At 60.4% G+C, this 24,903-nt stretch carries 24 protein-coding genes; 14 read left to right on the top strand and 10 right to left on the bottom strand.

Annotated features, from left to right (window positions below):
• The 4 genes from hpnE (at position 1) to CLU91_RS02780 (ending at position 3,294) form a co-directional block, all read left to right on the top strand.
• Positions 1 to 1,371 carry a hydroxysqualene dehydroxylase HpnE gene (gene hpnE, locus CLU91_RS02795; RefSeq protein ID WP_332870881.1) on the top strand — a complete coding sequence of 457 codons (1,371 nt, stop codon included), beginning with the start codon at positions 1 to 3 and terminating at the stop codon, positions 1,369 to 1,371.
• 124 nt (positions 1,372 to 1,495) lie between these two features.
• On the top strand, positions 1,496 to 1,651 hold the full coding sequence (locus CLU91_RS02790; RefSeq protein WP_157814558.1) for a hypothetical protein: 156 nt from the start codon (positions 1,496 to 1,498) through the stop codon (positions 1,649 to 1,651).
• Between the two features lie 31 nt (positions 1,652 to 1,682).
• On the top strand, positions 1,683 to 2,477 hold the full coding sequence (locus tag CLU91_RS02785; RefSeq protein WP_100872889.1) for a DUF1700 domain-containing protein: 795 nt from the start codon (positions 1,683 to 1,685) through the stop codon (positions 2,475 to 2,477).
• 10 nt (positions 2,478 to 2,487) lie between these two features.
• A complete protein-coding gene (locus tag CLU91_RS02780; RefSeq protein ID WP_100872888.1) occupies positions 2,488 to 3,294 on the top strand; it encodes a head GIN domain-containing protein in 807 nt (268 codons plus the stop codon).
• On the opposite strand, the gene CLU91_RS02775 is transcribed toward CLU91_RS02780, so the two are convergent.
• A complete protein-coding gene (locus CLU91_RS02775) occupies positions 3,281 to 4,531 on the bottom strand; it encodes a TIGR03862 family flavoprotein (protein ID WP_100872887.1) in 1,251 nt (416 codons plus the stop codon). The genes CLU91_RS02780 and CLU91_RS02775 overlap by 14 nt on opposite strands.
• A gap of 155 nt (positions 4,532 to 4,686) precedes the next feature.
• Here CLU91_RS02775 and CLU91_RS02770 point away from each other — a divergent pair, with 155 nt between their 5' ends.
• A complete protein-coding gene (locus CLU91_RS02770; RefSeq protein ID WP_100872886.1) occupies positions 4,687 to 4,929 on the top strand; it encodes a hypothetical protein in 243 nt (80 codons plus the stop codon).
• A gap of 46 nt (positions 4,930 to 4,975) precedes the next feature.
• On the opposite strand, the gene moaD is transcribed toward CLU91_RS02770, so the two are convergent.
• The 3 genes from moaD to thrC are packed head-to-tail and all read right to left on the bottom strand — an operon-like array spanning position 4,976 to position 7,948.
• Positions 4,976 to 5,230 (bottom strand): molybdopterin converting factor subunit 1, encoded by a 255-nt coding sequence (gene moaD, locus CLU91_RS02765; protein ID WP_100872885.1) that lies wholly within the window; start codon positions 5,228 to 5,230, stop codon positions 4,976 to 4,978.
• Between the two features lie 10 nt (positions 5,231 to 5,240).
• Positions 5,241 to 6,467 carry a molybdopterin molybdotransferase MoeA gene (locus CLU91_RS02760; RefSeq protein WP_100872884.1) on the bottom strand — a complete coding sequence of 409 codons (1,227 nt, stop codon included), beginning with the start codon at positions 6,465 to 6,467 and terminating at the stop codon, positions 5,241 to 5,243.
• Entirely contained in the window at positions 6,467 to 7,948 is a 1,482-nt protein-coding gene (thrC, locus tag CLU91_RS02755; protein ID WP_100872883.1) for a threonine synthase, read from the bottom strand. The genes CLU91_RS02760 and thrC overlap by 1 nt, the downstream gene beginning before the upstream one ends.
• A gap of 219 nt (positions 7,949 to 8,167) precedes the next feature.
• On the opposite strand from thrC, the gene CLU91_RS02750 reads away from it, so the two are divergent.
• The 3 genes from CLU91_RS02750 (at position 8,168) to CLU91_RS02740 (ending at position 10,936) form a co-directional block, all read left to right on the top strand.
• Positions 8,168 to 8,581: a hypothetical protein gene (locus tag CLU91_RS02750; protein ID WP_071077491.1), complete on the top strand. Its 414-nt coding sequence runs from the start codon at positions 8,168 to 8,170 to the stop codon at positions 8,579 to 8,581.
• Positions 8,582 to 8,633: 52 nt separating this feature from the next.
• A complete protein-coding gene (locus CLU91_RS02745) occupies positions 8,634 to 10,100 on the top strand; it encodes a hypothetical protein (protein ID WP_100872882.1) in 1,467 nt (488 codons plus the stop codon).
• A gap of 95 nt (positions 10,101 to 10,195) precedes the next feature.
• On the top strand, positions 10,196 to 10,936 hold the full coding sequence (locus tag CLU91_RS02740) for an AAA family ATPase (protein WP_198521225.1): 741 nt from the start codon (positions 10,196 to 10,198) through the stop codon (positions 10,934 to 10,936).
• Between the two features lie 136 nt (positions 10,937 to 11,072).
• Here the strand turns inward: CLU91_RS02740 and CLU91_RS02735 are convergent, their stop codons facing one another.
• From CLU91_RS02735 to kbl, 3 genes are read right to left on the bottom strand one after another with little or no spacing between them, the layout of a single operon-like run.
• Positions 11,073 to 12,485, bottom strand: a complete 1,413-nt coding sequence (locus CLU91_RS02735) for an L-serine ammonia-lyase (RefSeq protein WP_100872880.1) — start codon at positions 12,483 to 12,485, stop codon at positions 11,073 to 11,075.
• Between the two features lie 48 nt (positions 12,486 to 12,533).
• Entirely contained in the window at positions 12,534 to 13,499 is a 966-nt protein-coding gene (locus CLU91_RS02730; RefSeq protein WP_100872879.1) for an NAD-dependent epimerase/dehydratase family protein, read from the bottom strand.
• A gap of 20 nt (positions 13,500 to 13,519) precedes the next feature.
• A complete protein-coding gene (gene kbl / locus CLU91_RS02725; protein WP_100872878.1) occupies positions 13,520 to 14,743 on the bottom strand; it encodes a glycine C-acetyltransferase in 1,224 nt (407 codons plus the stop codon).
• A gap of 200 nt (positions 14,744 to 14,943) precedes the next feature.
• Between kbl and CLU91_RS02720 the strand changes: the two genes are divergently transcribed.
• The 6 genes from CLU91_RS02720 to CLU91_RS02695 all read left to right on the top strand — a co-directional run bounded on the left by CLU91_RS02720 (position 14,944) and on the right by CLU91_RS02695 (position 20,718).
• Positions 14,944 to 15,519 carry a helix-turn-helix domain-containing protein gene (locus CLU91_RS02720; RefSeq protein WP_034751403.1) on the top strand — a complete coding sequence of 192 codons (576 nt, stop codon included), beginning with the start codon at positions 14,944 to 14,946 and terminating at the stop codon, positions 15,517 to 15,519.
• A gap of 91 nt (positions 15,520 to 15,610) precedes the next feature.
• A complete protein-coding gene (locus CLU91_RS02715; RefSeq protein ID WP_100872877.1) occupies positions 15,611 to 16,537 on the top strand; it encodes an STM4015 family protein in 927 nt (308 codons plus the stop codon).
• Positions 16,538 to 16,543: 6 nt separating this feature from the next.
• Positions 16,544 to 17,620, top strand: a complete 1,077-nt coding sequence (locus CLU91_RS02710; protein WP_100872876.1) for an STM4014 family protein — start codon at positions 16,544 to 16,546, stop codon at positions 17,618 to 17,620.
• Positions 17,613 to 18,461, top strand: coding sequence for an STM4013/SEN3800 family hydrolase (locus CLU91_RS02705; RefSeq protein WP_100872875.1), 849 nt, complete (start codon positions 17,613 to 17,615; stop codon positions 18,459 to 18,461). The genes CLU91_RS02710 and CLU91_RS02705 overlap by 8 nt, the downstream gene beginning before the upstream one ends.
• Positions 18,458 to 19,837 carry an STM4012 family radical SAM protein gene (locus CLU91_RS02700; protein WP_198521224.1) on the top strand — a complete coding sequence of 460 codons (1,380 nt, stop codon included), beginning with the start codon at positions 18,458 to 18,460 and terminating at the stop codon, positions 19,835 to 19,837. Before CLU91_RS02705 ends, CLU91_RS02700 begins: the two co-directional genes overlap by 4 nt.
• Positions 19,831 to 20,718 (top strand): STM4011 family radical SAM protein, encoded by an 888-nt coding sequence (locus CLU91_RS02695; RefSeq protein WP_100872874.1) that lies wholly within the window; start codon positions 19,831 to 19,833, stop codon positions 20,716 to 20,718. Before CLU91_RS02700 ends, CLU91_RS02695 begins: the two co-directional genes overlap by 7 nt.
• Positions 20,719 to 20,928: 210 nt before the next feature.
• Here the strand turns inward: CLU91_RS02695 and CLU91_RS02690 are convergent, their stop codons facing one another.
• From CLU91_RS02690 to CLU91_RS27710, 3 genes are read right to left on the bottom strand one after another with little or no spacing between them, the layout of a single operon-like run.
• Positions 20,929 to 22,893, bottom strand: a complete 1,965-nt coding sequence (locus tag CLU91_RS02690) for a DUF3732 domain-containing protein (RefSeq protein ID WP_100872873.1) — start codon at positions 22,891 to 22,893, stop codon at positions 20,929 to 20,931.
• Positions 22,894 to 23,400 (bottom strand): three component ABC system middle component, encoded by a 507-nt coding sequence (locus CLU91_RS02685; protein ID WP_157814557.1) that lies wholly within the window; start codon positions 23,398 to 23,400, stop codon positions 22,894 to 22,896. It lies immediately after the preceding gene.
• Positions 23,397 to 24,572, bottom strand: coding sequence for an ABC-three component system protein (locus CLU91_RS27710; RefSeq protein ID WP_157814556.1), 1,176 nt, complete (start codon positions 24,570 to 24,572; stop codon positions 23,397 to 23,399). Before CLU91_RS27710 ends, CLU91_RS02685 begins: the two co-directional genes overlap by 4 nt.
• Positions 24,573 to 24,903 lie beyond the last annotated feature (331 nt).

The raw sequence follows: 24,903 nt of genomic DNA, 5'->3' as shown, positions 1-24,903 counted from the left end.
GTGAAGCAACGCTACGCCGTCATCGGCGCCGGCTGGGCCGGCTGCGCCGCTGCCATGGAACTGGCGCGCGCCGGCCATTCGGTGAGCGTATTCGAGGCGGCGCGCACCCTGGGCGGCCGCGCGCGCCGCGTCGAACGGGAAAATACCGTACTCGACAACGGCCAGCACATCTTGCTGGGCGCGTACACGGAAACCTTGCGCCTGATCAAGCTGACGGGGCAAGACCCGGCAGAGCTGATCCTCACCCTGCCCCTGCAGATGCGCTATCCGGCCGGTGCCAAAGGCATGGATTTCATCGCGCCACGCCTGCCCGCGCCGCTGCACCTGGCGTGGGCCCTGCTGCGCGCCAAAGGATTGTTACGCGCCGACAAGCTGGCCCTGATGCGCTTTTCCACGGCCATGCGGACGATGGGCTGGCAGCTGTACAACGACTGCTCGGTGACCGAGTTGCTGCAGCGTTTCGACCAGACGGACAAGCTGAACCGGCTGATGTGGCACCCGCTGTGCCTGGCCGCACTGAATACCCCGCCCGAACGGGCCTCGGCACGCGTCTTCCTCAACGTGCTGCGCGACAGCCTGGGGGCGAGCCGCCGCCGCGCCTCCGACATGCTGATCCCGAAGGCGAACCTGAGTGCCCTGTTGCCCGAGGCGGCTGCCCGCTATGTGGAACAGCATGGCGGCGCAGTGCGCATGGGCGCCAAGGTGGCCGCCTTGCACGCGCTGCCCGATGGCCGCTGGCAGCTTGATGAAGGCGTCGATCATGGCGAGCACTATGACGGCGTGATCGTCGCCACCTCGTCCGTGCAGGCCGCCAGCCTGCTGCAAGGCTTGCACGACCCGCGCCTGGCCGACGTCATCAATCGCATGCAGGCGTTCACGCCGGAAGCCATCAGCACCTGCTACCTGCAGTACGACGCCAGCGTGCGCCTGGACTTGCCGTTTTACGCGCTCGTCGATGCGCCAGAACAACATCACTGGGGCCAGTTCGTCTTCGACCGGGGCCAGCTCGACGCCACCCAGGCGGGCTTGCTGGCCGTCGTCATCAGCGCCTCCGGTCCTGCCGCCGAGCAAGGCCACGCGCCGCTGGCGCAAGCGATTGCGGCGCAACTGGCGCAAATGTTGCAGCGTCCGGAACTGGCGCAGCCCGCGTGGACCCAGCTGATCACGGAAAAGCGCGCCACCTTTGCCTGCACGCCCGACTTAGCGCGTCCCGGCAACGCCAGCGGCGTGCCAGGCTTGCTGCTGGCCGGCGATTACACGGCCAATGAGGACCGGACGCAAGACTATCCGGCCACCATCGAGGCAGCCGTGCGCAGCGGCGTGGCGGCGGCCAGGGTTGTCACCACGGGCAAGACGGCAAAACAGACTTGACGGTGCATCCTGCCCTGGTGTCGCTCGCCCCCGCGAAATTGCATTCTGTCGCACCGCGCTGGTGCGCCAGGCCGCGCTTGGGTACAGTCTGATCATCGACAACGGCCATGCCACGGAAAATACCATGCACACCAGCTTGCACTTGAAAAACAGCTTGAAAGCCCTGGCGCTGCTGGCGTGTGTGGCGCTGGCCACCGTGATCGTCATTCACGGACAGCAAACGCCACAAGCGCCGTTGCTGCTGAGCCAGGCAAGCATGTTGCTGCCGGCCATGGGCTGAAGCGGCAAAGCGGACGCACAGGAAGAATATAATGAACAAGCAAGATTATCTCGATGCGCTGCGGCGCGCGCTGGCAGGCTTGCCACCGGACCTGGTGGCCAAGACCCTCGATTATTACGAACAGACTTTCATTGAAGGCGCTGCGGCCGGCCGCAGCGAGCACGAGATCGCCGACGACCTGGGCGACCCCAAGAAAATCGCCCTCACCTTGCGCAGCAGCACCCACCGCCAGGCTTTCGAACAGAAGAAAACCCCCGTCAACCTGCTGCGCCTGCTCGTCTCGCTGGTGGGCCTGGCCATCTTCAACCTGTTCATGGTCGTGCCTGCCGCCGTCTACGCGGCCCTGCTGGCCACCCTGTATGCCGTCGGCCTGAGTTTTTACCTGGCCGGCATCGCCATCACGGCCAGCGGCTTGTCCGGCGCCAACGAACTGGTGCTCGATGGCCCCTTGCGCCACGTCTTCATCCATGACGATGACGGCGGCGAAGGCGGCGAGCGGCGCGAAACGCGCATCACCATCGGCGACACGGGCATCGAAATCGACCACGTGCCCGGCCCCTTGCAGCGTGAACCGGCCGAGTCCGAGGCCAAGGCGCCGGGCGTTTCGTCGCGCATGATGGAGCGGGCCGAAGCGCTGGCCGGCGGCGGCATCCGCATCTCCACCGACATGGACCGCGATGCGCGCACCACGCAAACCGTCTTCGGCGTGGGCATGCTGCTCGGCGGTATCGCCATCTTCCTGCTCAGTCTGGTGGTCACGCGCTATACCTTGATCGGCATCAAGCGCTACATCGCCATGAATGTCTCCCTGCTCAAAGGTCACTAGAAAGGCTGCCATGAAACGCTTGCTCAAAGTTGGCCTGTCCATGCTCTTGCTGGCCATGGTCCTGATCGCCATGTCGTATGCGGCGCTGCGCGCCAAGGGGATCAGCAATCCCAGCAGCGCCGCCGGCCGCGCCGTGCGCAGCGAAACGCGCCCCATTGCCGCCAACATCAACAGCATCGACCTGGCCGGCCCCATCGACCTGGTGCTGCGCCGCGGCGCCACGCCCTCGCTGAAGGTGAGCGGCGAGCAGCGCTTGCTGTCGAACGTCGACACGACGGCCGATGGCACCACCCTGCATATCGGCCCGAAAGGCATGCTGTTCCACCATCGCCAGCCGCTGCAGGTGGAACTGGTGCTGCCGGCCCTCGTGCGCGTGGAAGTGCACGGCAATGGCGACAGCAAGATCACGGGGTTTTCCGGCGACAGTTTTATTCTGGAACTGACGGGATCGGGCGACGTCAGTTTCACGGGACGCTACAAGCAGGTGCAAGCGACAGTCAACGGCAGTGGCGACCTCGACATCAATGGCGGCAACAGCGACAGCGTGGTGCTGGAAATGGTGGGTTCCGGGCGCATCGCCGCCAGCGGCAACACGAAATTCCTGCGCGCCGACCTGAGCGGTTCAGGCGATATCGATGCCGAGCACCTGGCCGCCGACAAGGCCAGCGTCAGCCTGCAAGGCTCGGGCACGAGCACCGTCTTCGTGCGCGACGCCGCCAACCTGACCTTGCGCGGCAGCGGCGACATCCACGTCCACGGCAACCCGCGCCAGCGCGAGACTCAGAAGAGCGGCTCAGGCGATATCACCTGGCATTGACCTTCCCTTCCAGCCAGCTGACCGCTTGCTCGCCGGCCGCCTTGCCTTGCGCCAGGCAGGCCGTCAGCAGGTAGCCACCCGTCGGCGCTTCCCAGTCCAGCATTTCCCCCGCCACGAAGACGCCAGGCATGGCGCGCAGCATGCTGCCGTCGACGCCGTCGAATTCCACGCCGCCGGCGCTGCTGATGGCTTCATCGATGGGGCGCGGGCGCTGCAAGGTAACGGGCAGCAGCTTGATGGCGGCAGCCAGCCTGGCTTCGTCGGCAAAGTCGGCCGCGCTCAGGCATTCGCGCAGCAAACCCGATTTCACGCCTTTTATTCCCAGCCGGCTTTGCAAATGGCTGGACATGGAACGGGCGCCGCGCGGCCGCGTGACTTCCTCGAACACGCGTGCATGACTGTGGTCGGGCGCCAGGTCGAGCCAGATGGTGGTGCTGCCGTCGCGCGCGATCTGCTCGCGCAGCGCGGCCGACAGCGCATAAATCAGGCTGCCTTCCACGCCGCCCGCCGTGATGACGCACTGCCCCTGGCGCTTGATGATCAAGCCGTCGATGTCATGCGCAGTGATGGCCACGGTCGTCAGCGGTTCGCCCGCATGGCGGCTGCTGAAATGCTCGCTCCAGTCCACGTCGAAGCCGCAATTGGCCGGTGCCAGTGCTGCCACGGCCACGCCCTGCCCTTGCAGCAGCGGCACCCAGGCGCCGTCCGAACCCAGGCGCGCCCAGCTGCCGCCACCGAGCGCCAGGATCACGGCGTCGAAGGAGCGCAGGCGTTCGCCGTCCGGCGTGGCGAATACCAGCTGGCCGTCGTGCCAGCCCGTCCAGCGGTGGCGCATGTGAAATTGCACGCCCGCTTCGCGCAAGCGGTGCAGCCAGGCGCGTAGCAGGGGCGCGGCCTTCATATCGGTCGGAAAGACGCGGTTCGAGGAACCGACGAATGTCTCCACGCCCAGGCCGTGCACCCAGTCGCGCAGCTTTTGCGGGCCGAACTGGTCCAGCGCCGGTTTCACCCGGTGCGCCTGCCTGGCGTAGCGCGAGACGAAGGCCTGGTAGCCTTCCGCGTGTGTGATATTCATGCCGCCGCGCCCTGCCAGCAGGAATTTGCGGCCAACAGACGGCATGGCGTCGAACAATTCCACCTGCGCCCCCTGGTCGGCAGCCGCCTGGGCGGCCATCAGGCCGGCGGGGCCGCCGCCGATGACGGCGATGTGAAACGGAGGGGAACTGGAATGGGTCATGGCAAGCTGGAAAGACGGTGAAAACCCCGGCATTTTAGTCGAGATAAGGTCCGGGGATGGCAAGAATGCCGAAAAATGATGCATACTGCGCGGACATGCTGCAGCGATCAGTACTTTGACTTCACCAGACAACGCGACGACAAGAGGAGAAACACATGGGTGCAGGATTCTGGATTTCCCGTTATTTGCTGGCCAGTTCGATCTTATTCATCATCCTGACGGTGGTCGAATATAGCAAGGGCACCACCAGCAACGCCGACATCCTCAGCGCGCTGGCCTGGTCGCTGGTGGCGTCGGCCATCTTCATCGGCTCGAAATACTGGCGCTACAAGAAAGCCATCGCCTGCGCCACGTGCAGCGATACCATGGCCAGCAAACCAAAAGCCAAATCGTCATGAAAAAACGGCCACTTCGATGAAGTGGCCGTCTCACTGGGAAGCGCGATCAGCCGCCCGTCACGGGCGGGAAGAACGCCACTTCATCGCCTTCGCCGATCACGGTATCGGCATCGCACATCACCTGGTTATGCGCCATGCGCAGCGCGCGGCCCTGCGCCAGCGCATATTCCCAGTTGCCGCCACGGGCGATCAGCAGGGTTCTCACCTCGCCCACCGTCAGCGGCGCCGCCACTTCCAGCACTTCCTGGCCCGTGCCCACCAGCTCGCGCACGCTGGCGAAAAATCGCAGATTGATCTTCATCGATGCTTCCTTAGTACAGCAATTCGTTAAACGGGATAAAACGCAGCATGTCGCCGCGCGCAATCGACAGCCCCGGCGGGCAATCGATCAAACCGTCGCCCCACACGGTGGAGGTCAGCACGCCCGAACTCTGGTTGGCAAACAGTTCCAGCTCGCCGTCGTCATTGACCTTGGCGCGCAAGAACTCGTTGCGCTTGTCCGCCTTCGTGCGTTCAAACGCGGCCGGCAGCTGGTAGCTGCGCGGCGCGAGATTGCCCGCCACGCCTTGCAGGCGCAGGATGAACGGGCGCACGAACAGCAAAAACGTGACAAAGCTGGAGACGGGATTGCCGGGCAAGCCGACAAAGAACGCATCCTGCACTTCGCCAAACGCCAAGGGTTTACCCGGCTTGACGGCGATCTGCCACATGTTCAGCCGCCCTTCCGCTTCCACGGCCGGCTTGATATGGTCTTCCTCGCCCACGGACACGCCGCCCGAGGTGATGATCAGATCATTGCCCTGGGCCGCCTGGCGCAGCACGGCGCGCGTGGCGTCCAGGCTGTCGGGCACGATGCCCAGGTCCGTGATGTCACAACCCAAATTTTCCAGCAGTCCCCGCAGGGTAAACCGGTTCGAGTTGTAGACGGCGCCCGGCGCCAAAGGTTCACCGGGCATGGCCAATTCGTCGCCCGTGAAAAACACGGCCACGCGCAGCTTGCGCAGCACGGGCACTTGCGCCAGACCGACCGAGGCGGCCAGGCCCATTTCCTGGCTGCGCAAACGCCGGCCCGCACCGAGGATGACGCCGCCGGCGCGGATATCCTCGCCCTGGCGGCGCACCCATTCGCCCGCATGCGGCACGTGGTTGATCGTCACCACGCCGTCCGCCAAGGCGCACTGCTCCTGCATCACCACGCAATCGGCGCCGTCCGGGATCAAAGCGCCCGTGAAGATGCGCGCCGCCGTCCCCGGTTGCAAGGGTTGGCCCACGTGGCCGGCCGCGATGCGCTGCGACACGGGCAGGCTGGCCGCGCCGCTGGCGCAATCGCTGGCGCGCACGGCATAGCCGTCCATCTGCGTGTTGTCGCGCTCGGGCACGTTCAGGGTCGACGTTTGCGCCGTGGCCAGCACGCGGCCGTTGGCGCGCATGGTATCGACCAGCTCCACTTCGGCCACCGGTCGCGCCGCGCCCAGCATGAAGGCTTGCGCCTCGGCCACCGACAGCATCGGTTTGCGTACAGTGCTGGCGTCTGTCATCACAGTCCCGTGTTGGCGGCGATATACGCCTTCATTTTTTCCACGTCGGCATCCATCACGACAAACTTTTGCGGCAAGTCTTCGATGTTGTCGAAGCCGGCCGGGCGCTCGGCGTCCACGCCCAGCGCTTCGAGGATGGTTTCGTTGAACTTGGCCGCCAGCGCCGTTTCCAGCACGATCATCGGCACGTTCGGTTCCAGGTGCTCGCGCGCCACCTTGATGCCGTCGGCCGTATGCGTGTCGATGGTGATGCCATAGTCGTCGGCCACGTCGCGGATGGTATCGAGGCGGTCCTGGTGCGTGGACTTGCCCGACTTGAAGCCGTATTTGGCCACCAGCTTGAATTCGTCGCCATCGCTGCCGGGTTTACCCGACAAGTCGAAGCCGCCATGCGTTTCCACTTTCGTAAACAAGGCACGTACGCGCTCGCTGTCGCGGCCCACCAGGTCGTAGACGAAGCGCTCAAAGTTCGACGCTTTCGAGATATCCATCGACGGGCTGCTCGTGTGATACGTTTCGGCCGACTTGCGCACGCGGTAGACGCCCGTGCGGAAAAATTCGTCGAGCACGTCGTTTTCATTCGTCGCCGCCACCAGTTTCGAGATGGGCAAGCCCATCATGCGGGCGATATGGCCGGCGCAGATATTGCCAAAGTTGCCAGACGGCACCGTGAACGACACTTTTTGCTCATTGCTGGTGGTGGCCGCCAGATAGCCGCGGAAGTAATACACGACTTGCGCCACGACGCGCGCCCAGTTGATGGAGTTGACGGTGCCGATCTTCTGCTTCGCCTTGAACGGCAAGTCGTTCGACACGGCTTTCACCATATCCTGGCAGTCGTCGAACACGCCTTCGACGGCGATGTTAACAATGTTCGGGTCTTGCAGGCTGAACATCTGCGCCGTCTGGAAGGCGCTCATTTTCTTGTGCGGCGACAGCATGAAGACGCGGATACCCTTCTTGCCGCGCATCGCGTATTCGGCCGCGCTGCCCGTGTCGCCCGAGGTGGCGCCGAAGATATTGAGTTCGGCGCCCGTCTTGGCCAGCGTGTATTCGAACAGGTTGCCCAGCAGTTGCATGGCCATGTCCTTGAAGGCCAGGGTCGGGCCGTTCGACAACGCTTGCAGCATCAGGGTGGTCGATCCGCCCTTGACGACGTTTTCTTCGAGCACGCGCAGCGGCGTGATGTCGGCCGCGTTTTCGCCGGCGCGGGCATTCTTGTAGACTGCCTTGGTATAGGTTTTCGCCGTCAATGCCTTCAGGTCCGCGGCCGGGATATCGGTGGCGAACTTCTTCAGGATTTCGAATGCCAGGTCGGCATACGACAATGTGCGCCAGGCGTTGAGCTCGGCACCAGTGACTTGCGGGTAGTGTTCTGGGAGATACAGTCCGCCATCGGGGGCCAGGCCGCCCAGGAGGATGTCGGAGAATTGCTGCAGATTCGATGGCGCTTTATCAGCGCGGGTAGACACGTAATGCATAAATTTGAAGAGTCCAGTTGAGCTGAGTGCGGTTGATCATGAATGGCAGCGGATATTATAGTGCCAGCCGCCGTCCAAGGCGAATCCGTCGCGTTTGCCCGGGCGCCTCCCGCCCGGCGCAGGGAGCGTCTGTTGTCAAACGACACACCTTGTCGCACGGCAACTGTATCATGGCCGCTTTACAGACTAGCCGGGCACGCCAGCCCGCCCACGACGACCATGCCACAGCTCATCGACCATATCGACGCCATCGCACGCCAGCGCCAGCGTGCCGTGTTGTATCTGGAGTTCCACCCAAAAAGCTACGAAGAGTCGCGCCTCTACCGCCATGACGACGATGCCGTGCGCAGCAGCATGCTCGACTGGTTTGACGCGCAGGCGATCGCCTGGCAGCCTTGCGGTCCCTACGCCGAACTGTCGGGCTTTTCGTCGTGGCGCGGCCAGATCTGCTTCGAGCTGCCGTATGACGAAACGCTGCCCGCGTATTGCCAGCTGCGCGATTACCTCGAGCATGCGGACGGCAGCATGCGCCACGCGGGCGTGCGCTTCTACCTGCTCACCCTCGATCTCGCCATGCAGAACGCGGCCCATGACGAACCCGGCTTCTGGGACCGCTGGGCGCAAGACCTGTAGGCCGCCTCCGTTTCCTCCACTTTTTCGACTCAGCAATTGACAGGAATGCCACATGAAACGAGACGACTTTCTCAAGCAGGACGATGTACGGGGCTTTATCGACTGGCTGGCGGCCGAACTGCCAGCCCGGCCCTTTCACCTGAAGATGGCGCGCAGCCGCTTCGTGCCGGGCGGCCTGGACGTGCAGGCGACGGGCCTGGAAGCGGTGCTGGGCCACTATATGTGGAGCACGCGCTGGACCGATGCGCAAGGCAAGGCTGTCGTCTCGGGCAACTGGCACGAGACGCGCGCCTCGCTGGGCCAGCTGCGCGGCTGGCTGAAAGACGCCATCGCGCGGCAGGATGAAGACCAGACGCTGGCCGCCTGCCTGGCCATCCTCGCATGGGGCGGCGTGCGCGGCGCCATCGTCTTCCTCAAGCGCCTGCACGCACAAGGCCGCCTGGTCGCCTACTTCACGCGCCTGGCGCCATTGATGTCGCTCGACTCGGACGCCTCGCTGGACGCGCTCGATACGGATAGCGTGGAACGCTTCGACGCGGGCCTGACCAAGATCCACGCCCTGTTTGACGACAGCGGCTCGCCCATCTACGACAGCCGCGTGGGCGCGGCCATGGCCATGCTGTATGCGCAGTACCGCAGCCAGGCAGGCGGGAAGCTGGCAAAAAAACACTGGCTGGCCTTCCCCTCGGGCGCCGCGCGCGGCAAGCAGATCCGCAATCCCAAGGGAATCGACAGCGGCTTTGCCGGCGCACCGCAATTCTTTGGCAAGGCCGTGTCGTGCCAGGACTGGGCGCAATGGCAGGTCAAGCTGGGCTGGATCCTGCGCGCCGTGCTGGAACAGTGCGACTGGTTCAAGGCGGACAGCGCCGACATGGCCGCCCGCTGCCACGCCTTCGAAGCGTGTTTGTTCATGCTGGGGTATGACTTGCGGTGTTTTGGCCAAACAGACACGGTTGCGGCCACCATGACTGCGGCAGCCAAATCGGGAACGACGGGGGCGGTGCCTAGCGGCCATCCCTTTTCAACCGTACTCACTTACTATACTGCTTATCGTCGCCAAGGCGGTCAGCCAAGCTCTGCCGCATTTTCCAAGTGGCTCACGAAAAACTATAAAACGAAGACGCTGAAAGAAAGTAGTGCAAACAGCTATTGTTTCCCATTGGCGAAGGGCGAATTCGACCTCCATGAACGCACAGTTGCAGACCTCGAGTGCATCAGCGCTGGCGGCGAAGCCGGCCTATACATGGCTGTCGGTAGCAAAGATGCATACAAGGAAAGTGATGAGCGCGAACATATTTGTCTTTTTGACGCACTGCTTGCAGGCAGAGTTGCCCACTTGACGGACAATGCCCGCGAAACATTACTGGTGGAGCGAGGCTATGCCGGAACAGAAAACTCGGCCAATACTTTGTATCGTGTAGGCCTCAATGTAGGCAAGCATTTTGGATTGCTCGACAACGGTGGCGCGCCCACGGCATTTTATAACAACTACTTCGGCAACTGCCTGAACGACCTGTAATATCAAAAAATCAGGCGCCCGTGCTGGCGCGTGTGCCGGATTTGCGCCACACTGGTGGTTGTCGGCCCGCTTCCGGGTCATTCATGGAACCGGCCATGTCGCTGAGTAAAAAACCGTATCTGCAAAGCGCCGCGCTGCGCCACGACACCGTCGTCGACCTCGATCACTATCCGTTCACCATCCCCGCCATCCGCGACTTCGTGCACATGGACTTCCACCCCGATGTGACGTTTTTCGTGGGCGAGAATGGCAGCGGCAAGTCGACCATGCTCGAAGCGCTGGCCGTGGGGCTGGGCTTTGGCAAGGATGGCGGCACGCGCAATGTGCGCATTGCCCTGCCGTCGGACGAGGAATCGGGCTTGCATGCGCATCTGCGCCTGAGCAAAAGCTACAAGAAACCCGAGGACAGTTATTTTTTGCGCGCCGAGAGCTTTTTCAATGTCGCCACCTATATGGACGACATGCCTGAATACCTGGGCAGCTACGGCGGCAAGTCGCTGCACGCGCAGTCGCACGGCGAAGCGTTCATGGCGACCCTGATCAACAAGCTGCGGGGCAAGGGCCTGTATCTGCTGGACGAGCCCGAGGCGGCCCTGTCACCGAGCCGCCAGATGGCGGCATTGTCGGTGATCCACCAGCTGGTGCAGGACGACTCGCAGCTGATCATCGCCACGCATTCGCCGATTTTATTGGCCTACCCGAACGCAAAAATCCTCATGTTTACGGGCGGCGGCATCCATGAAGTGGCGTATGAAGACACGGAACACTATGCCGTGACGCGCGATTTTTTGAATAACTATCCACGAAGGCTGGAGCAGTTGTTTGAGGAGGAGTGAGGATGGTGTCTTGCTACCGTGGTGGTGTCGGCTTACGCGCTTTGCGCTAAGCCGACCTACGCCCACCTGCGACATTGCCACTTACCGTAGGTCGGATTAGCGCGTGAGCGCGTAATCCGACAACACCACCGGCGCATCAGCAAGCAGCGTGGTTCACCGTGATGACGTGGACCGCGAGGCCACCCAAGGACGTTTCCTTGTACTTGTCCTGCATGTCCGCGCCCGTCTGGCGCATGGTTTCGATGACTTCGTCGAGGCTGACGAAGTGCGTGCCGTCACCCTTCAGCGCCAGCGAGGCGGCCGTAATCGCTTTCACGGCACCCATGCCATTGCGCTCGATGCACGGAATCTGCACCAGGCCGCCGATGGGGTCGCAGGTCATGCCCAGGTGGTGCTCGATGCCAATTTCGGCCGCGTTCTCGATCTGTTCATTCGTGCCGCCCAGGGCTGCCACCAGGCCGGCGGCCGCCATGGCGCAGGCCACGCCCACTTCGCCCTGGCAACCCACTTCGGCGCCCGAGATCGAGGCATTGCGCTTGCACAGCATGCCGATGGCCGCTGCCGTCAGCATGAAACGGCGCACGCCGCCTACCGGATCGCTGGGGCGGCAATCCTGCGCGTAGTAGCGCAGCACGGCCGGGATGATGCCGGCGGCGCCGTTGGTCGGCGCCGTCACCACACGGCCGCCGGCCGCGTTTTCCTCGTTGACGGCCATCGCGTACAGGCTGACCAGGTGTACGGCGTCGTGCGGCAAGTCGTTGGCGCGGTTGTCCGACGCCTTCGCCTCTTGCGCCAAGCGCCATAATTTGGCGGCGCGGCGTTTGACGTTCAAGCCGCCCGGCAGGTTGCCCGTCGTTTCCAGGCCGTGCGCGATGCAGTCGCGCATGACGTGCCAGATGCGGTCCAGGCCTTCATTGAGTTCCGTCTCGCTGCGCTTGACGCACTCGTTCGCGCGCAGCATTTCCGGGATCGACAGGCCGCTTTCCACGCCATGCGCCAGCAACTGCTCCATGGTGTCGAAGGGGAAGACGACACGCGCGCTGGCGGCCGGCTCCACGGCCGCTTCGGCCTGGGCCGCGGTTTGAACTTCCTCGGCTTCGCGGATAAACCCGCCGCCGATCGAGTAATACACCTTGTCGGCACGGCTGCCGTCGGCCAGTGTCAAGGTAAAACGCATGCCGTTCGGGTGTTCGGGCAGCGATTCACTCTTGTGCCAGATCAAGCCCGTGGCCGCCGTAAACGGCACCACGTGCGTGCCCAGCAGCGCAATTTCACCGGCCGCCTCGATGGCGGCCAGCTTGCTGTCGACTTCATCGGGCGCCACGTCCTGCGGCGTTTCGCCCATCAAACCCAGAATGACGGCCTTGTCCGTGGCATGGCCCACGCCCGTCAGCGCCAGCGAGCCATACAGGGCCGCCTCGACGCCCACCACCTGGTCCAGCGGACCGTATTCGACCAGAAAACGCCGCGCCGCCACCATCGGCCCCACCGTATGGGAACTCGACGGCCCGATGCCTATTTTAAACAGGTCAAATACGCTCATGTCCATATGGTGTCTCTTTATATTAGTATGTTTTTATGAATGCTTGCGTGGGACTCAGGCTGCCTTGGCGGCATGGCCCACGTCGACATTGGCCAGCATGTCGGTGACCATCTGCTCGATGCCGATCTGCGCCTTCCAGCCCCAGTCCGCGCTGGCCTTGCTGTCGTCCAGGCTTTGCGGCCAGCTGTCGGCGATGGCCTGGCGGCTGTCCGGCTTGTAGCTGATCTTGAAGTCCGGCACCATGTGCACGATGGCTTTCGCCAGCTGCTCGGGGTTGAACGACACGCCGGCCACATTGTAGGACGAACGGATCTTGATCTGCGACACGGGAGCGTCCATCAGTTCGATGGTGGCGCGGATCGCGTCGGGCATGTAAATCATCGGCAAGGTGGTCGTCGCGTCGAGGAAGCAGTCATAGCGCTCGCCGCGCAAGGCCGCATGGAAGATGGCGATGGCGTAATCGGTGGTGCCGCCGCCCGGAGGCGATTTGTAGCTGATGATGCCCGGGTAGCGGATGCTGCGCACGTCCACGCCATACTTGTTGAAGTAGTATTCGCACAGGCGTTCGCCAGCCAGCTTGCTGATGCCGTACATCGACGTCGGGTCCATCACCGTCATTTGCGGGGTGTTTACTTGCGGCGTGTTCGGGCCGAAGGCGGCGATCGACGATGGCCAGAAGATGCGCAGCGGTTTGCCCGCTTCGCCCCGCTCGCGCGCCAGTTCCAGGATATTGAGCAAGCCATCCATGTTCAGGCTCCACGCCTTCAACGGCGCCGCTTCGCCCGTGGCCGACAGCATGGCCGCCAGCTGGTACACCTGGGTGATGCCTTCGTCGGCGATGAGCTTCGCCAGGCCGTCCTTGTCCAGCACATTCAATTGCGCATAGCGCTTGGCCTGGTACAGATTATTCGTGCCGATGTCGCTGGCGATGACGTTGTCCGCGCCGTGCTGCTGCGCCAGCGCGCCCACCAGTTCACTACCGATTTGGCCGTTTGCGCCGATGACTAAGATGCGTTCCATGCTATTTTCCCGAATTCGTATTAATTAGTAGTGGCGGTGGTCAGCAGACCGAGTTCCTTGCCCGCCTGCTCGAAGGCGGCCAGCACTTGCACCAGCTGTTCGCGGGTGTGGGCGGCCGACAGCTGCACGCGGACCCTGGCCTGGCCCATCGGCACGACCGGGTAGAAGAAGCCCGTCACCAGCACACCCAGTTCATACAGGCGGGCGGCGAACTTCTGCGCCACGGGCGCGTCGAACAGCATCACGGGCACCACCGGATGGGTGCCCGGCTTGATGGTAAAGCCGATGCGTTCGATCTCGCTGCGGAAGAAAGCCGTGTTTTCATGCAGGCGGTCGCGCAGTTCCGTCGACTTGGCCAGCCGTTCCAGTACCGACAGCGAGGCGCCGGCGATCGATGGCGCCAGGGTGTTGGAGAACAGATACGGGCGCGATTTCTGGCGCAGCGTGTCGATGACTTCCTTGCGCGCGGAGGTGAAACCGCCCATGGCGCCGCCCAGGGCCTTGCCCAGTGTGCCCGTGATGATGTCGATGCGGCCCATTACATTGTGGTGCTCGTGCGTGCCGCGGCCCGTCGCGCCCATGAAACCGGAAGCGTGGCATTCGTCGATCATCACCAGCGCGCCGTACTTGTCGGCCAGGTCGCAGATCTTGTCGAGTTGCGCAATCGTGCCATCCATCGAGAACACGCCGTCCGTGACGATGACTTTATGGCGCTTGCCGGCGGCAATCGCCGCTTTCAGCTGCACTTCCAGGTCGGCCATGTCGTTATGCAGGTAGCGGTAGCGCCCAGCCTTGCACAAACGGATGCCGTCGATGATGGAAGCGTGGTTCAGCGCGTCCGAGATGATGGCGTCGTTTTCATCGAACAGGGGTTCGAACACGCCGCCGTTGGCGTCGAATGCCGCCGCGTACAAGATCGTGTCTTCGGTACCCAGAAAAGCGGAGATCGCCTGTTCCAGTTCCTTGTGCACGGTTTGCGTGCCGCAGATGAAACGCACGGACGACAGGCCGTAGCCGTATTTTTGCGTGGCGGCAATCGATGCTTCCTGCGTCTGCAGGTCGCCGGACAGGCCCAGGTAGTTGTTCGCACACATATTGATCAGGGTACGGCCATCGTCGCACACCACTTCGGCGCCCTGGCGCGAGGCGATCACGCGCTCGGGCTTGTACAAGCCCTGCTGGCGCAGTTGATCGAGATTCTGTTGCAGACCGCTGAAAAAGGTGTTCTTCGCTTGCTCGCTCATGATGATCCTTGTGTGTCCCTGTTGTATGCCTGTTGGCTGTATGGGCCGCCGCTTGACCGGCGCGCGCCATATGCTGTACCGTGAAGCGCTGTTTGAAGTCTACACGTTTCCGTGCTTTTCCTCAAAATCCACTATTTCGAACTAAAATTCAATATAGTGGATATTACCCAAGCCTATTGAACTTTGCAAGCCACCTGCCGATGAAAACCAGCGTTTCGACCAATTCTCCCCCCGAAGTGGGTGCCACCCTGCAACGGCTGCGCCTGGCGCGCGGCCTGACACTCGAGGATTTGTCGCGCATCGCGGGCGTCTCGAAGTCCATGCTGTCGCAAATCGAGCGCGAAAAAGCCAATCCCACCATCGCCATCACGTGGCGCCTGGCCAACGCCCTGGGCGTGCAGATCGGCGAATTGCTGTCCAGCGCGGAAAAGGCCGTGGAAACCATCCGCATCACGGATGCCCACGAAACCCCCACCCTGCCCGGCGACCATGCAGGCTACGTGCTGCGCATCCTGGGGCCGATGGAACTGGCCGGCAAATACGAATGGTATGAAGTGACCCTGGCGCCGGGCGGCGAACTGGCGTCGCAGCCGCACGACCCCGGCACCACCGAGCATTTGACGGTGATCCACGGCAACCTGGAGCTGGAAGTGGGCACGGCGAAGAAAAAGGTCAAGAATGGCGGCACGGCGCGCTATCCGGCGGACCAGCCGCATACGATACGCAATCTGGGCAAGACCGAGGGCAAGGCCTTATTGGTGGTCATCCATAGATAGTTGCTTTTCTGCGGTGTGCAATAAGCTCTTTCACCCATGCTAAGATTTTGGATTAGACAAGATTTTCACTGTCTTTCATGGAGCCTTAGCAATGACGATTTCCGAAAGCACCACCCTCTTCCACCAAAAAAAAGTCGTCCAGTACGATCCTGCTATTGCGCTGCAATCCGGGCAGGATAGCGTCTACCGCCTCTCGCTCGAGTATGACGACAAGCACAAGATGCCGGACCTGATCGCCGGCTTCCTGGAAAAGGCCGACAAGAACGCGCTCGAAGCGTTGATCATCGGCATGTGGGGCGACCCGTACGAATCGGGCGCCGACGAAGTGATCGCCGCGCTGATCGCCCACGCGCCACAGCTGCCCAACTTGCGGGCCCTGTTCATCGGCGACATGACGTACGAGGAATGCGAAATCTCGTGGATCGTGCAAGGCAGCTACAAGCCGCTGCTGGACGCTTTTCCACAGCTGGAAGAGCTGCGCATCCGTGGCGGCAATGAACTCGTCATCGAGCCGTTCGCCCACCAGCACCTGCGCCGCTTCACTATCGAAGCGGGCGGCCTCGATCAAAAGATCGCCGAAGCGCTGGCGCAATCGAGCATGCCGCAGCTGGAACACCTGGAACTGTGGCTGGGCACGGAAGAATACGGATTCTCGGGCGATGTGGACCTCTACCGCAAGGTGCTGGTGCAGCTGACCGTGCCCACCCTGCGCTACCTGGGCTTGCGCGACGCGGAAATCGCCGACGACCTGGCCGTCTGGCTGGCCGAGGAACCGCTGGTGGCGCAGCTCGACACGCTGGACCTGTCGCTGGGCACCATCGGCGACCTGGGCGCCGTGGCCGTGCTCAATCACACGCAGCTGGGCAAGTTGAAGCGCCTGGACCTGTCGCACCATTACATCTCGGAAGAAAACCAGGCCAAGCTGAAGGCGCTGCCCTTCGAAGTGGTGCTGGACGACCCGCAGGAAGCCGATGAAGACGACGGCGAAAGCTACCGCTATGTCGCCGTCGGCGAATAAAACCTGATGCTTTTGCTGGCCACCAGCGGCAGCAAGCGCGTGCGCCTGATGCAGGCGGCGCGCGCGCAACTGCGCCTGCCGCCCGCGCAAGTGCTGGAATGGCGCGACTGGCTGGCGCAGCCGGCGCTGCTCGAGGATGCCTTGCGCCGGCCCTGCCGGTTCAAGATCGAGCCGCCTGGCGACGACCCGGCGGCGCACCTGCGGCTGCTGCATGACGGTTGTCGACAGCTTGATCGCGCGCCCGTGCATGCACCGGAACATGGCGAACTGCTGGCCATGGATGCCTGGTTCGCAGGATTTGCATCCGCCATGGCTTCCCTGGCGGCCCAGCTGGCCTGCCTGCCGCAGACACGCGTCTTCAATGCGCCAGCCGAAATCTGTCTCATGACGGACAAGCTGGCGTGCCAGCGCCACCTGGCTGCGCACGGCGTCGCCATTCCCGCCCTGCTCGGCCCTGTGCACGGCTATGAGCACCTGCAATCGCTGCTGCACGAACACCAGCTTGACCGCGTCTATCTGAAACCGCGCTACGGCTCGTCCGCGTCGGGCGTCGTCGCCTACCGCAGGAACAAGGCCGGGCGCCAGCAAGCCACCACCTCGGCCGCCTTGCAGCATGCGGACGGCGCGGCGCGTCTGTTCAACGTCAAGCGCATGGCGCGCTACGAATCCGAACACGACATCGCCGCCCTCGTCGACGCGCTGGCCGCGCAGGAACTGTATGCGGAAGCGTGGCTGAACAAGCCGCGCTGCGGCGACGGCCACTACGACTTGCGCGTCGTGACCCTGGCCGGCCAGCCGGCGCACCGCGTGGCGCGCATCGGCGACCAGATGATGACGAATCTGCACCTCGACAACCGGCGCGGCGATGCGGCCGGCCTCTTGAACGCAGCCGACCTGGCCGCGCTGGAAGCGGCCAGCGCCCAGGCCGCGCGCGCCTTCCCCCACAGCCACGTGACGGGCTACGACCTCGTCGTGCGCCACGGCCAGGCCCATGTGCTGGAAGCGAATGCCTTCGGCGACCTGCTGCCAGGCCTGCTGTGGCAAGGTACGGACACTTACACAGCGCAACTGCCCCATGTTTAAAGACACACCTGCCATCCCCGACATGCGCGCCATCGTCGGCAGCCACGACATCGTCTTCCTCACGCTCGACACCCTGCGCTACGACGTGGCGCAAGCCTTGTATGCGGCGGGTGAATTGCCCGTGCTGGGACGTTTTCTGCCGCCGGGCGGCTGGGACAAGCGCCACTCGCCCGCCACGTTCACGTATGCGGCGCACCAGGCCTTCTTTGCCGGCTTTCTGCCCACGCCGGCCTCGCCGGGCCGCCATCCGCGCCTGTTCGCCAGCGCTTTTGCGGGCAGCGAAACCACCTCGCCGCACACGTTTGCGTTCGAGGAAGCGGACCTTCCCGCCGCGCTGGCCGCGCGCGGCTACCGCACCATCTGCATCGGCGGCGTGGGCTTCTTCAACAAGCAAACCGCCTTGGGCACGGTGCTGCCGTCACTGTTCCAGGAAAGCCACTGGAGCGCCGGCATGGGCGTGGCCAGCCGCCACTCGACGCAAAAACAGGTGGCGCTGGCCATGGCCCGCCTGGCGGACGGCATGCAGCGCACCTTCTTGTTCATCAACGTGGCCGCCCTGCACACGCCGAACCGCGCCTACCTGCCCGGCTGCCGCGCCGACTGCCTGGAAAGCCACGCTGCCGCCCTGCGCTATGTCGATGGCGCGCTGGCTCCCCTGTTTGCCGCCTGCGCCGCGCGCGCGCCCACGTTTGCCATCATCTGCTCGGATCACGGCAGCGCGTATGGCGAAGACGGCTACCGGGGCCATAGAGTGGCCCATGACAGCGTGTGGAACGTGCCGTACGCGCACTTCTTCATCGCCCCCGATACCGATACACATCCCGAGGAATCCCCACCGTGAACCCTGCCGAACAGCCTGGCACCCTGGCGCAGCGCATGCGCCACACGCCTTACCAGGCGTATTCCTATTCGTATCCGCACAAGGCGGCCTACCGCGCCTTGCCGCAGGCGGCGCCGCTGGCGCCCCTGTGGGCGCGGCAAGACCGCTCCGCCCTGTTCGCCTACATCCACATCCCGTTTTGCGAGATGCGCTGCGGCTTTTGCAACCTGTTCGCCATGGCGCGCCCCAGCGCCGACATGGTCGAGCGCTATGTGCAGCAAGTGCTGGTGCAGATGCGCGCACTCGATGGCGCGCTCGGTGAACGGCGCTTCGCCCGCTTCGCGCTCGGTGGCGGCACGCCGACCTATCTGTCGCCGGCGCAGCTCGACACCTTGCTGTGCGGCGCGCGCGACATCCTCGGCATCGACCTGCAGCACACGCCGGCCGGCATCGAAGCGTCGCCCGAAACCATCACGGCGGAGCGGCTTGCCGTCTGCCGCGCGCATGGCATCGACCGGGTCAGCCTCGGTATCCAGAGCTTTGCCGCCGGCGAAATGCGCGCCTTGGCGCGCCCTCAGCAAAACGCCACCGTCCATCACGCCATCGGCCTGATACGCGCGGCCGGCTTCCCGACGCTGAACCTGGACCTGATCTATGGCATCGCCGGGCAAACCGTGGCCAGCCTGCTCGCTTCCATCGACAGCGCGCTGGCGTTTGCGCCCGAGGAAATCTATCTGTATCCGCTGTACGTGCGAGAACAAACAGGCCTGGGCAAGGTGGCGCGGCGCCAGGGTGCGCAATCGCTCAACCCCATCATGCTGGCGCAGGACGGCGACAGCCGCCTGGCCCTGTACGCGGCCGCGCGCGACCATTTGCGCGCGCAAGGCTATGAGCAGGTCTCGATGCGCATGTTTCGCGCACCCCATGCGCCGGAACAAAACGGGCCCTCGTACTGCTGCCAGAATGACGGCATGGTGGGCCTGGGCGCGGGCGCCCGCTCGTACACGACCAGCCTGCACTATTCGAGCGAGTACGCCGTGGCGCGGCTTGATACCATCAACATCATCGACAACTACCTGGCGCTGGACGAAGCGCGCTTCGCACAGGCCGAACACGGCTATATGCTCGATGACGCAGAACAGCGCCGGCGCTACGTGATCCAGTCGCTGCTGACGGAACCGGGCCTGGACCGCGACGCCTACGCGGCGCGCTTCGGCAGCCGCTGCGAGCTTGATCTGCCCCAGCTGGCCGAATTGCACTCTTTGGCCCTGGTGCAAGAGGATGGCCCGCTGCTGCGCCTGAACGAGCGCGGCTACAGCTACGCCGACACCATCGGCCCGTGGCTGGCCTCCGATACGGTGCGCGCGCTGATGGCGCAAGAGGGCCAGGCGTGCTGACCGCGCAGCCAGGCGTGCTGTCCCTGCTGTACCGGGGCACCCTGGCCAGTTGCAACTACGCCTGCGGCTACTGCCCCTTCGCCAAGAAGCGCGACAGCCGCGCCGCGCTGGCCCGCGATGCGCGCGAACTGGCGCGTTTTACGGATTGGGTGGCCGCGCAAGACCGGGCCATCAGCGTGCTGTTTACGCCGTGGGGCGAAGCGCTGGTGCGGCGCCACTACCGCACGGCCATGCAGACGCTGGCGGCGCTGCCACATGTGCGCCAGGTGGCGCTGCAAACGAACCTGTCCGGCCCCCTGGGCTGGCTGGAGAACATGGACGGGCTGGAGAAGATCGGCCTGTGGTGCACCTACCACCCTGACCAGACGACCTTGCCCCGCTTTCTCGCACGCTGCGCGCGCTTGGACACGATGGGCGTGCGCTACTCCGTCGGCGTCGTCGCCATGAACGAACACCTGGACGCCATCCGCGCCCTGCGCGCGGCCTTGCCGGCCCACGTCTACCTGTGGCTGAACGCGTACGACCGGCGCGGCCCCGGCTACTACAGTGAACAGGATGTGGCCTGGTTTGATACCGTCGACCCGTGGTTCGCACAGAACCGCCGCCCATCGCCCTCGCGCAATAAACCGTGCCTGGCGGGCGAAGCGTCGCTGTCCGTCGATGGCGACGGCGAACTGGCGCGCTGCCACTTCGTGCCCGAGCGGCTGGGGAATCTGTATGAGGACGACCTGGCTGATATGCTGCAAGAACGCAGCTGCCCGCGCTTCAAGTGCGATTGCTATATCGGCTATGCGCAGCGCAAGGATTTGCCGTTTCAGGCCACGTTTGAAAACGGCGTGCTGGCGAGAATTGCGCCGATTGACTTACTAACAAGGTGTTAGTAGCGCCGACACATCACTAATCTCAACGAACCCTTAGCCCGGAATTTTTATTTTAATTTACTGGCCAGTGCCATCTGCAATTTTTCCTGCTGCAAAAGAACAAGCCGATAATGATTGGTGATTCTGATATTTACAGGCAGAGGAGGAGGTAAGGTTAATTTACAATCAATCTCACCCCCGGTCACGCATTGAAAACGAATACGTTCAGATTTATTCGATAATCCACTCAGGTGGAACCAAAGCATTTCCACGCCACTCTTCAACCAATTCTACGTTCGGCAACCCCCCCCAAACTTCCCCATCAGCATGGTCAAGTACAATTATTTGAAATGCATTTCCTTTTTTACTAATGACCTTAGAAAATAAACTAAAAACTTTGCGAACCGCCTCTAAATCTACATCTCTAAATTTAGGATCATGTTCATCCGTGTCAAAGCTACTTCGTGCTCGACGAGTCGGGAAATAAACTTGACTCGGCTGATCAAAAATAAGCATACCTGGCACTGGATGACCAGGTCGGTTCAGGAAAAAACCTTGGAGTGCCAAGGTCATTGCAACGTGGTATGCGAGCCAATTTGCACCGCTGCCAATTTCCCAAAGGTAATCGTCTCTTGATCCCCGTGCAACTTTAACAGTAAGTTCTTTTATAATGAGTTTAATTGGAGCTTCAGGCCATTCCCCATCTAACTGTGGAACAAGCTTAGCTGCGTAGCCTTCGACTTCTGTGAGGGCAGCCTGGACCTTGCGCCGCACCTCGTGCTCTGCGACTATTGGCGTCAACTCTTGAATGCGCTCTTGAAGTTTTGCTATCTCCCCACTTAAATCCGATGAAGGCTCTGCAATTTCATAAAGACGAATAGCCTCCTCTAATCCACCAAGGAATCGTGCATTCCTTTCGCGCCTTAATGCGATCTGTTTTCCAACTTTAGAATGATCTTCAATTGAAGTGATCTCTTTCCGAACATTGACTAGACTACTTAAAATTTCCTGAGTAGCCTCTCTAAGTCTTAAGGTTTCCCTCCCAAGGTTTTCAACGGCACGTGGGTATGATCGTAATCGGACCTCTACGGAGTCCAATGCAATGCACAACCTATCTAATCGGTTACGCCCCTCTTCGCTTGGCTCGAACACCACATCTCGACCGTCGTTCGCAAGCCCCCTAATCCACTTGGACAACGATAACCGATCACGCTGAACCTGTAGTGCCCCTGCATATGCGTCAGTGCTGTCCTCCAACCTTTTCAGTTCTTTCAGTTGCTGTCGACTAGCATTTAGTTTCAAGGTAAGATCCGTCTCGACCAAACGAAGGTCTTTCAGACGAACCAGAGCAGCATCTATCGAACCAATGGTCTCTTCGCCGGCTGACGGTTCGGCTTGCAGGACCAGTTTGAGCGCTTCTATGGTACCGGACCACTCTGACGGAAGTACAATGTCTGTAGCCAAAAGTCCATTCTCTATAGCTTGACGAAGCCATATCTGCCCTTCACGTTGCCAGCGAGATCCTGCTGCCTGCCTAGCTCGCAGCTCACCATCCTTCCGTTTCAACGCACGATGCAATTGCTCTAACTCGTGCCGTGCTTGTAGCAACTCTGGCGTAATGGTTCCTAAAATGTAAGGGAAAATTGTTTTCAATTTTTCCCTATGCTCGGTTGTATCTGCTTTAAAGAACATCACATCCGGGTTTGCCACAATGTTCTGTGGTTGAAATGTGAATGCCATAAGATCTCGAAAACTAGGTCTACTCTTAAAGCTATCAGTTGTACCAGGCTCGAAATCAAGATTTGAAAGACCCGCTAGCCGATTTAAAATTGATTTTACGTACTCAAGATTAGAGTTTCTATCTATAATCTCCGCTGGAATTTCTACACTTCCGCCTTCCAATAGAAACATATCGGATGTACTTTGCTGCTGACCTGGCTCTCTCCTTGCCAACAACTTTTCTCCCTCGACGGTATCGATCACGATACCAAACCACACGCAATTCTCGCGTATTACACCGACTGGAATGGCACATTTTTCAGCACCAAGACAGTAGTCAATGATAGGTATAACAGCAGACTTACCAGTCTTCGAACGACCACTAATTACATTAACCTTACCAATTTCAAATGGAAGAATTCTCGGTTCGCGTTTATTTTTTGGCCAAAGTATAACTTTTTTTATTTGAAAATACATTTAGAATTCCACACAAAGAGTTTTTGCCACTTGCTCACTCGAAATTTCCGCAAACCACACTCCAATTTTTTCACACGCAGGAATCAACCATTTCAAACTTTTCGGCAGCGGCGGGACCGGTCCATCTCCAGTGATCTGAACGGCTTTGATAGATGCTGCATCAATGTTAAGCGTAAACAAGCCAGCTTGTTCACCTAGTACAATTGATTCCAACGTCAGCTCTTTGAATTCAAGAGTTCTATCATGAATCGCCAACAAATCTTCTCGATGCTCGCCCAACTTGCCAGCAAACAAAGCCAAACCTGAACCTATCTGAGTGCTACGAATCATACTGCGCGTTGCCGCGTGTAGTATTAAAGGAAGTACCATAAATGCAAGAGCAATGGAAGGCTCGGAATCATTTCGTGATTGAAATGCCAAACTAAATCGCCAGAGCGCATAGGCGCCCATAGTCGGATTTTGAACAAGCGCGATTTCATTGGGATATTGATTCGAAGCGATAGTCATTCGTCACTTTCTTTCTCTAATAGTTCAGAGTATCTTGGGTGCCAACCGATCCGTCTCTCATCAGCCAAGGTGTTGAAGCTTCCATGAGTAAAATGTCCTGGAACCTGCTTCCCCTCTAATGGTACTGTAATTCGGGTGCAGCGACCATAAGCGATACGCCCTCGGACGGCCTCATCTTTGTCTGAATACTCATCACTGACTTCCATCTCGATGGCTCCATGCTGCCGTAGAAGATCGCTCTCTAGTTCATCGAAGCTACCTTGATAAACAATTCCCTGTTCAGCCCAAGTAACTTTATCTGCAGATGTATGCAAAAAATCACTGACAGCTTTCAATTTCTGGGAATCTTTGACATTAATGAGATCTAACTGGGCAACAAAATCAGGGCGACTCATAAGAACTGACTCAACCTCCTGTTGACCAGGTTCAAGATTGTAAGAACTTAGGTAAGTCGACATGGTGCTCTTCCGAACAAGGGCGTGAAAATCCTTACGAAAATCAACGCAATCTAGTAACGCACTTTTCTTTCTCCGTATAAGATTGTCCGCACGCTCTTTGGCCATTCCGATTCCGGCCTCGCATAGAAAACCAAGGGATTTCTCGTCCATCGTGGGGCTAAGCAATGAATGCAGCGCATCAATGGGGTCGTCATCGGTAGATATGATTTTAATTCGCCCGACAAACTCCAGTCTAATGCTTGGTTCCAACCGCAGGAATTTATTAACATGTAGTAGACAAGCATCTGCTGGGGGATCTACTGAAATCTCATCTTCGATGAGTGCTAGTAAGGCACTAATTTCTTCGGAAGAAGAGGCGATAGCGATCCTTGAACTAACCTTACCAGAATAAGCTGGTGTGACATATAATTGAAAATTTGTTTTCTTTACATCTCTTCGCCCAGAATTAATATCATCAATCCAGTTTCCAATTGTTTTCCACAGATCAACAGCCCAATTCGACAGGGGATTATGTGAAATCGCACTTTTTGTCTGTTCAAGTAACAAGGTGCCATCGGCGTAATGTACTGCGACATCATCGACATATTCAAGTGAAACCTGCGCACCTTTGGGTGCTGAAAGGAGATGATAAAACAGTCGAACTGGTTGAAGTGTATATCCAAGGTACTGTCCCGGTGCGTTGTGCTTAGAGCTTGTGCGTTTAGTAGTCGCCATCCTTCCGATTCCTATAATGCTTGCCTTACAACAGCATATCAACTTCAAAAAATCACAATCTCAATATTATCCCAACCAAATCAGCCATCATGGCTACGAGAAAATAAGACACTTTTACAAAAAACAGTAATTTATATTATCAAATAGTCAATATTTCACGCATATTTCCAGAAAGACATGCAATTTACCAAAAAAAGTATAAGCGATTTTTATACTTGCTGACTAGCAAGAATAGAGGTTCGATAGTAATCCAGTTGCCTTGCGATACAAAAGAAGTCAAAAAAAACTAAAAAATTAACGAATCTGTGTGTGAATATGTTGGACGTAAAAA

It is taken from the genome of Janthinobacterium sp. 64 (genome assembly GCF_002813325.1).
Classification (GTDB): Bacteria; Pseudomonadota; Gammaproteobacteria; order Burkholderiales; family Burkholderiaceae_D; genus Janthinobacterium.
This window is presented reverse-complemented; position numbering and strand designations above follow the sequence as displayed.

Excerpts from the sequence above, each read along its gene's own strand:
- CLU91_RS02740 (WP_198521225.1), top strand. The coding sequence starts at position 10,196 with ATGTCGCTGAGTAAAAAACCGTATCTGCAAAGCGCCGCGCTGCGCCAC.
- CLU91_RS02690 (WP_100872873.1), bottom strand. The coding sequence starts at position 22,893 with ATGTATTTTCAAATAAAAAAAGTTATACTTTGGCCAAAAAATAAACGC.
- CLU91_RS02750 (WP_071077491.1), top strand. The coding sequence starts at position 8,168 with ATGCCACAGCTCATCGACCATATCGACGCCATCGCACGCCAGCGCCAG.
- CLU91_RS02705 (WP_100872875.1), top strand. The coding sequence starts at position 17,613 with ATGTTTAAAGACACACCTGCCATCCCCGACATGCGCGCCATCGTCGGC.
- CLU91_RS27710 (WP_157814556.1), bottom strand. The coding sequence starts at position 24,572 with ATGGCGACTACTAAACGCACAAGCTCTAAGCACAACGCACCGGGACAG.
- CLU91_RS02735 (WP_100872880.1), bottom strand. The coding sequence starts at position 12,485 with ATGGACATGAGCGTATTTGACCTGTTTAAAATAGGCATCGGGCCGTCG.
- moaD (WP_100872885.1), bottom strand. The coding sequence starts at position 5,230 with ATGAAGATCAATCTGCGATTTTTCGCCAGCGTGCGCGAGCTGGTGGGC.
- kbl (WP_100872878.1), bottom strand. The coding sequence starts at position 14,743 with ATGAGCGAGCAAGCGAAGAACACCTTTTTCAGCGGTCTGCAACAGAAT.
- CLU91_RS02775 (WP_100872887.1), bottom strand. The coding sequence starts at position 4,531 with ATGACCCATTCCAGTTCCCCTCCGTTTCACATCGCCGTCATCGGCGGC.
- CLU91_RS02780 (WP_100872888.1), top strand. The coding sequence starts at position 2,488 with ATGAAACGCTTGCTCAAAGTTGGCCTGTCCATGCTCTTGCTGGCCATG.
- CLU91_RS02710 (WP_100872876.1), top strand. The coding sequence starts at position 16,544 with ATGCTTTTGCTGGCCACCAGCGGCAGCAAGCGCGTGCGCCTGATGCAG.
- CLU91_RS02730 (WP_100872879.1), bottom strand. The coding sequence starts at position 13,499 with ATGGAACGCATCTTAGTCATCGGCGCAAACGGCCAAATCGGTAGTGAA.
- CLU91_RS02685 (WP_157814557.1), bottom strand. The coding sequence starts at position 23,400 with ATGACTATCGCTTCGAATCAATATCCCAATGAAATCGCGCTTGTTCAA.
- CLU91_RS02770 (WP_100872886.1), top strand. The coding sequence starts at position 4,687 with ATGGGTGCAGGATTCTGGATTTCCCGTTATTTGCTGGCCAGTTCGATC.
- CLU91_RS02790 (WP_157814558.1), top strand. The coding sequence starts at position 1,496 with ATGCACACCAGCTTGCACTTGAAAAACAGCTTGAAAGCCCTGGCGCTG.
- CLU91_RS02715 (WP_100872877.1), top strand. The coding sequence starts at position 15,611 with ATGACGATTTCCGAAAGCACCACCCTCTTCCACCAAAAAAAAGTCGTC.
- CLU91_RS02720 (WP_034751403.1), top strand. The coding sequence starts at position 14,944 with ATGAAAACCAGCGTTTCGACCAATTCTCCCCCCGAAGTGGGTGCCACC.
- CLU91_RS02785 (WP_100872889.1), top strand. The coding sequence starts at position 1,683 with ATGAACAAGCAAGATTATCTCGATGCGCTGCGGCGCGCGCTGGCAGGC.
- CLU91_RS02745 (WP_100872882.1), top strand. The coding sequence starts at position 8,634 with ATGAAACGAGACGACTTTCTCAAGCAGGACGATGTACGGGGCTTTATC.
- CLU91_RS02760 (WP_100872884.1), bottom strand. The coding sequence starts at position 6,467 with ATGACAGACGCCAGCACTGTACGCAAACCGATGCTGTCGGTGGCCGAG.
- thrC (WP_100872883.1), bottom strand. The coding sequence starts at position 7,948 with ATGCATTACGTGTCTACCCGCGCTGATAAAGCGCCATCGAATCTGCAG.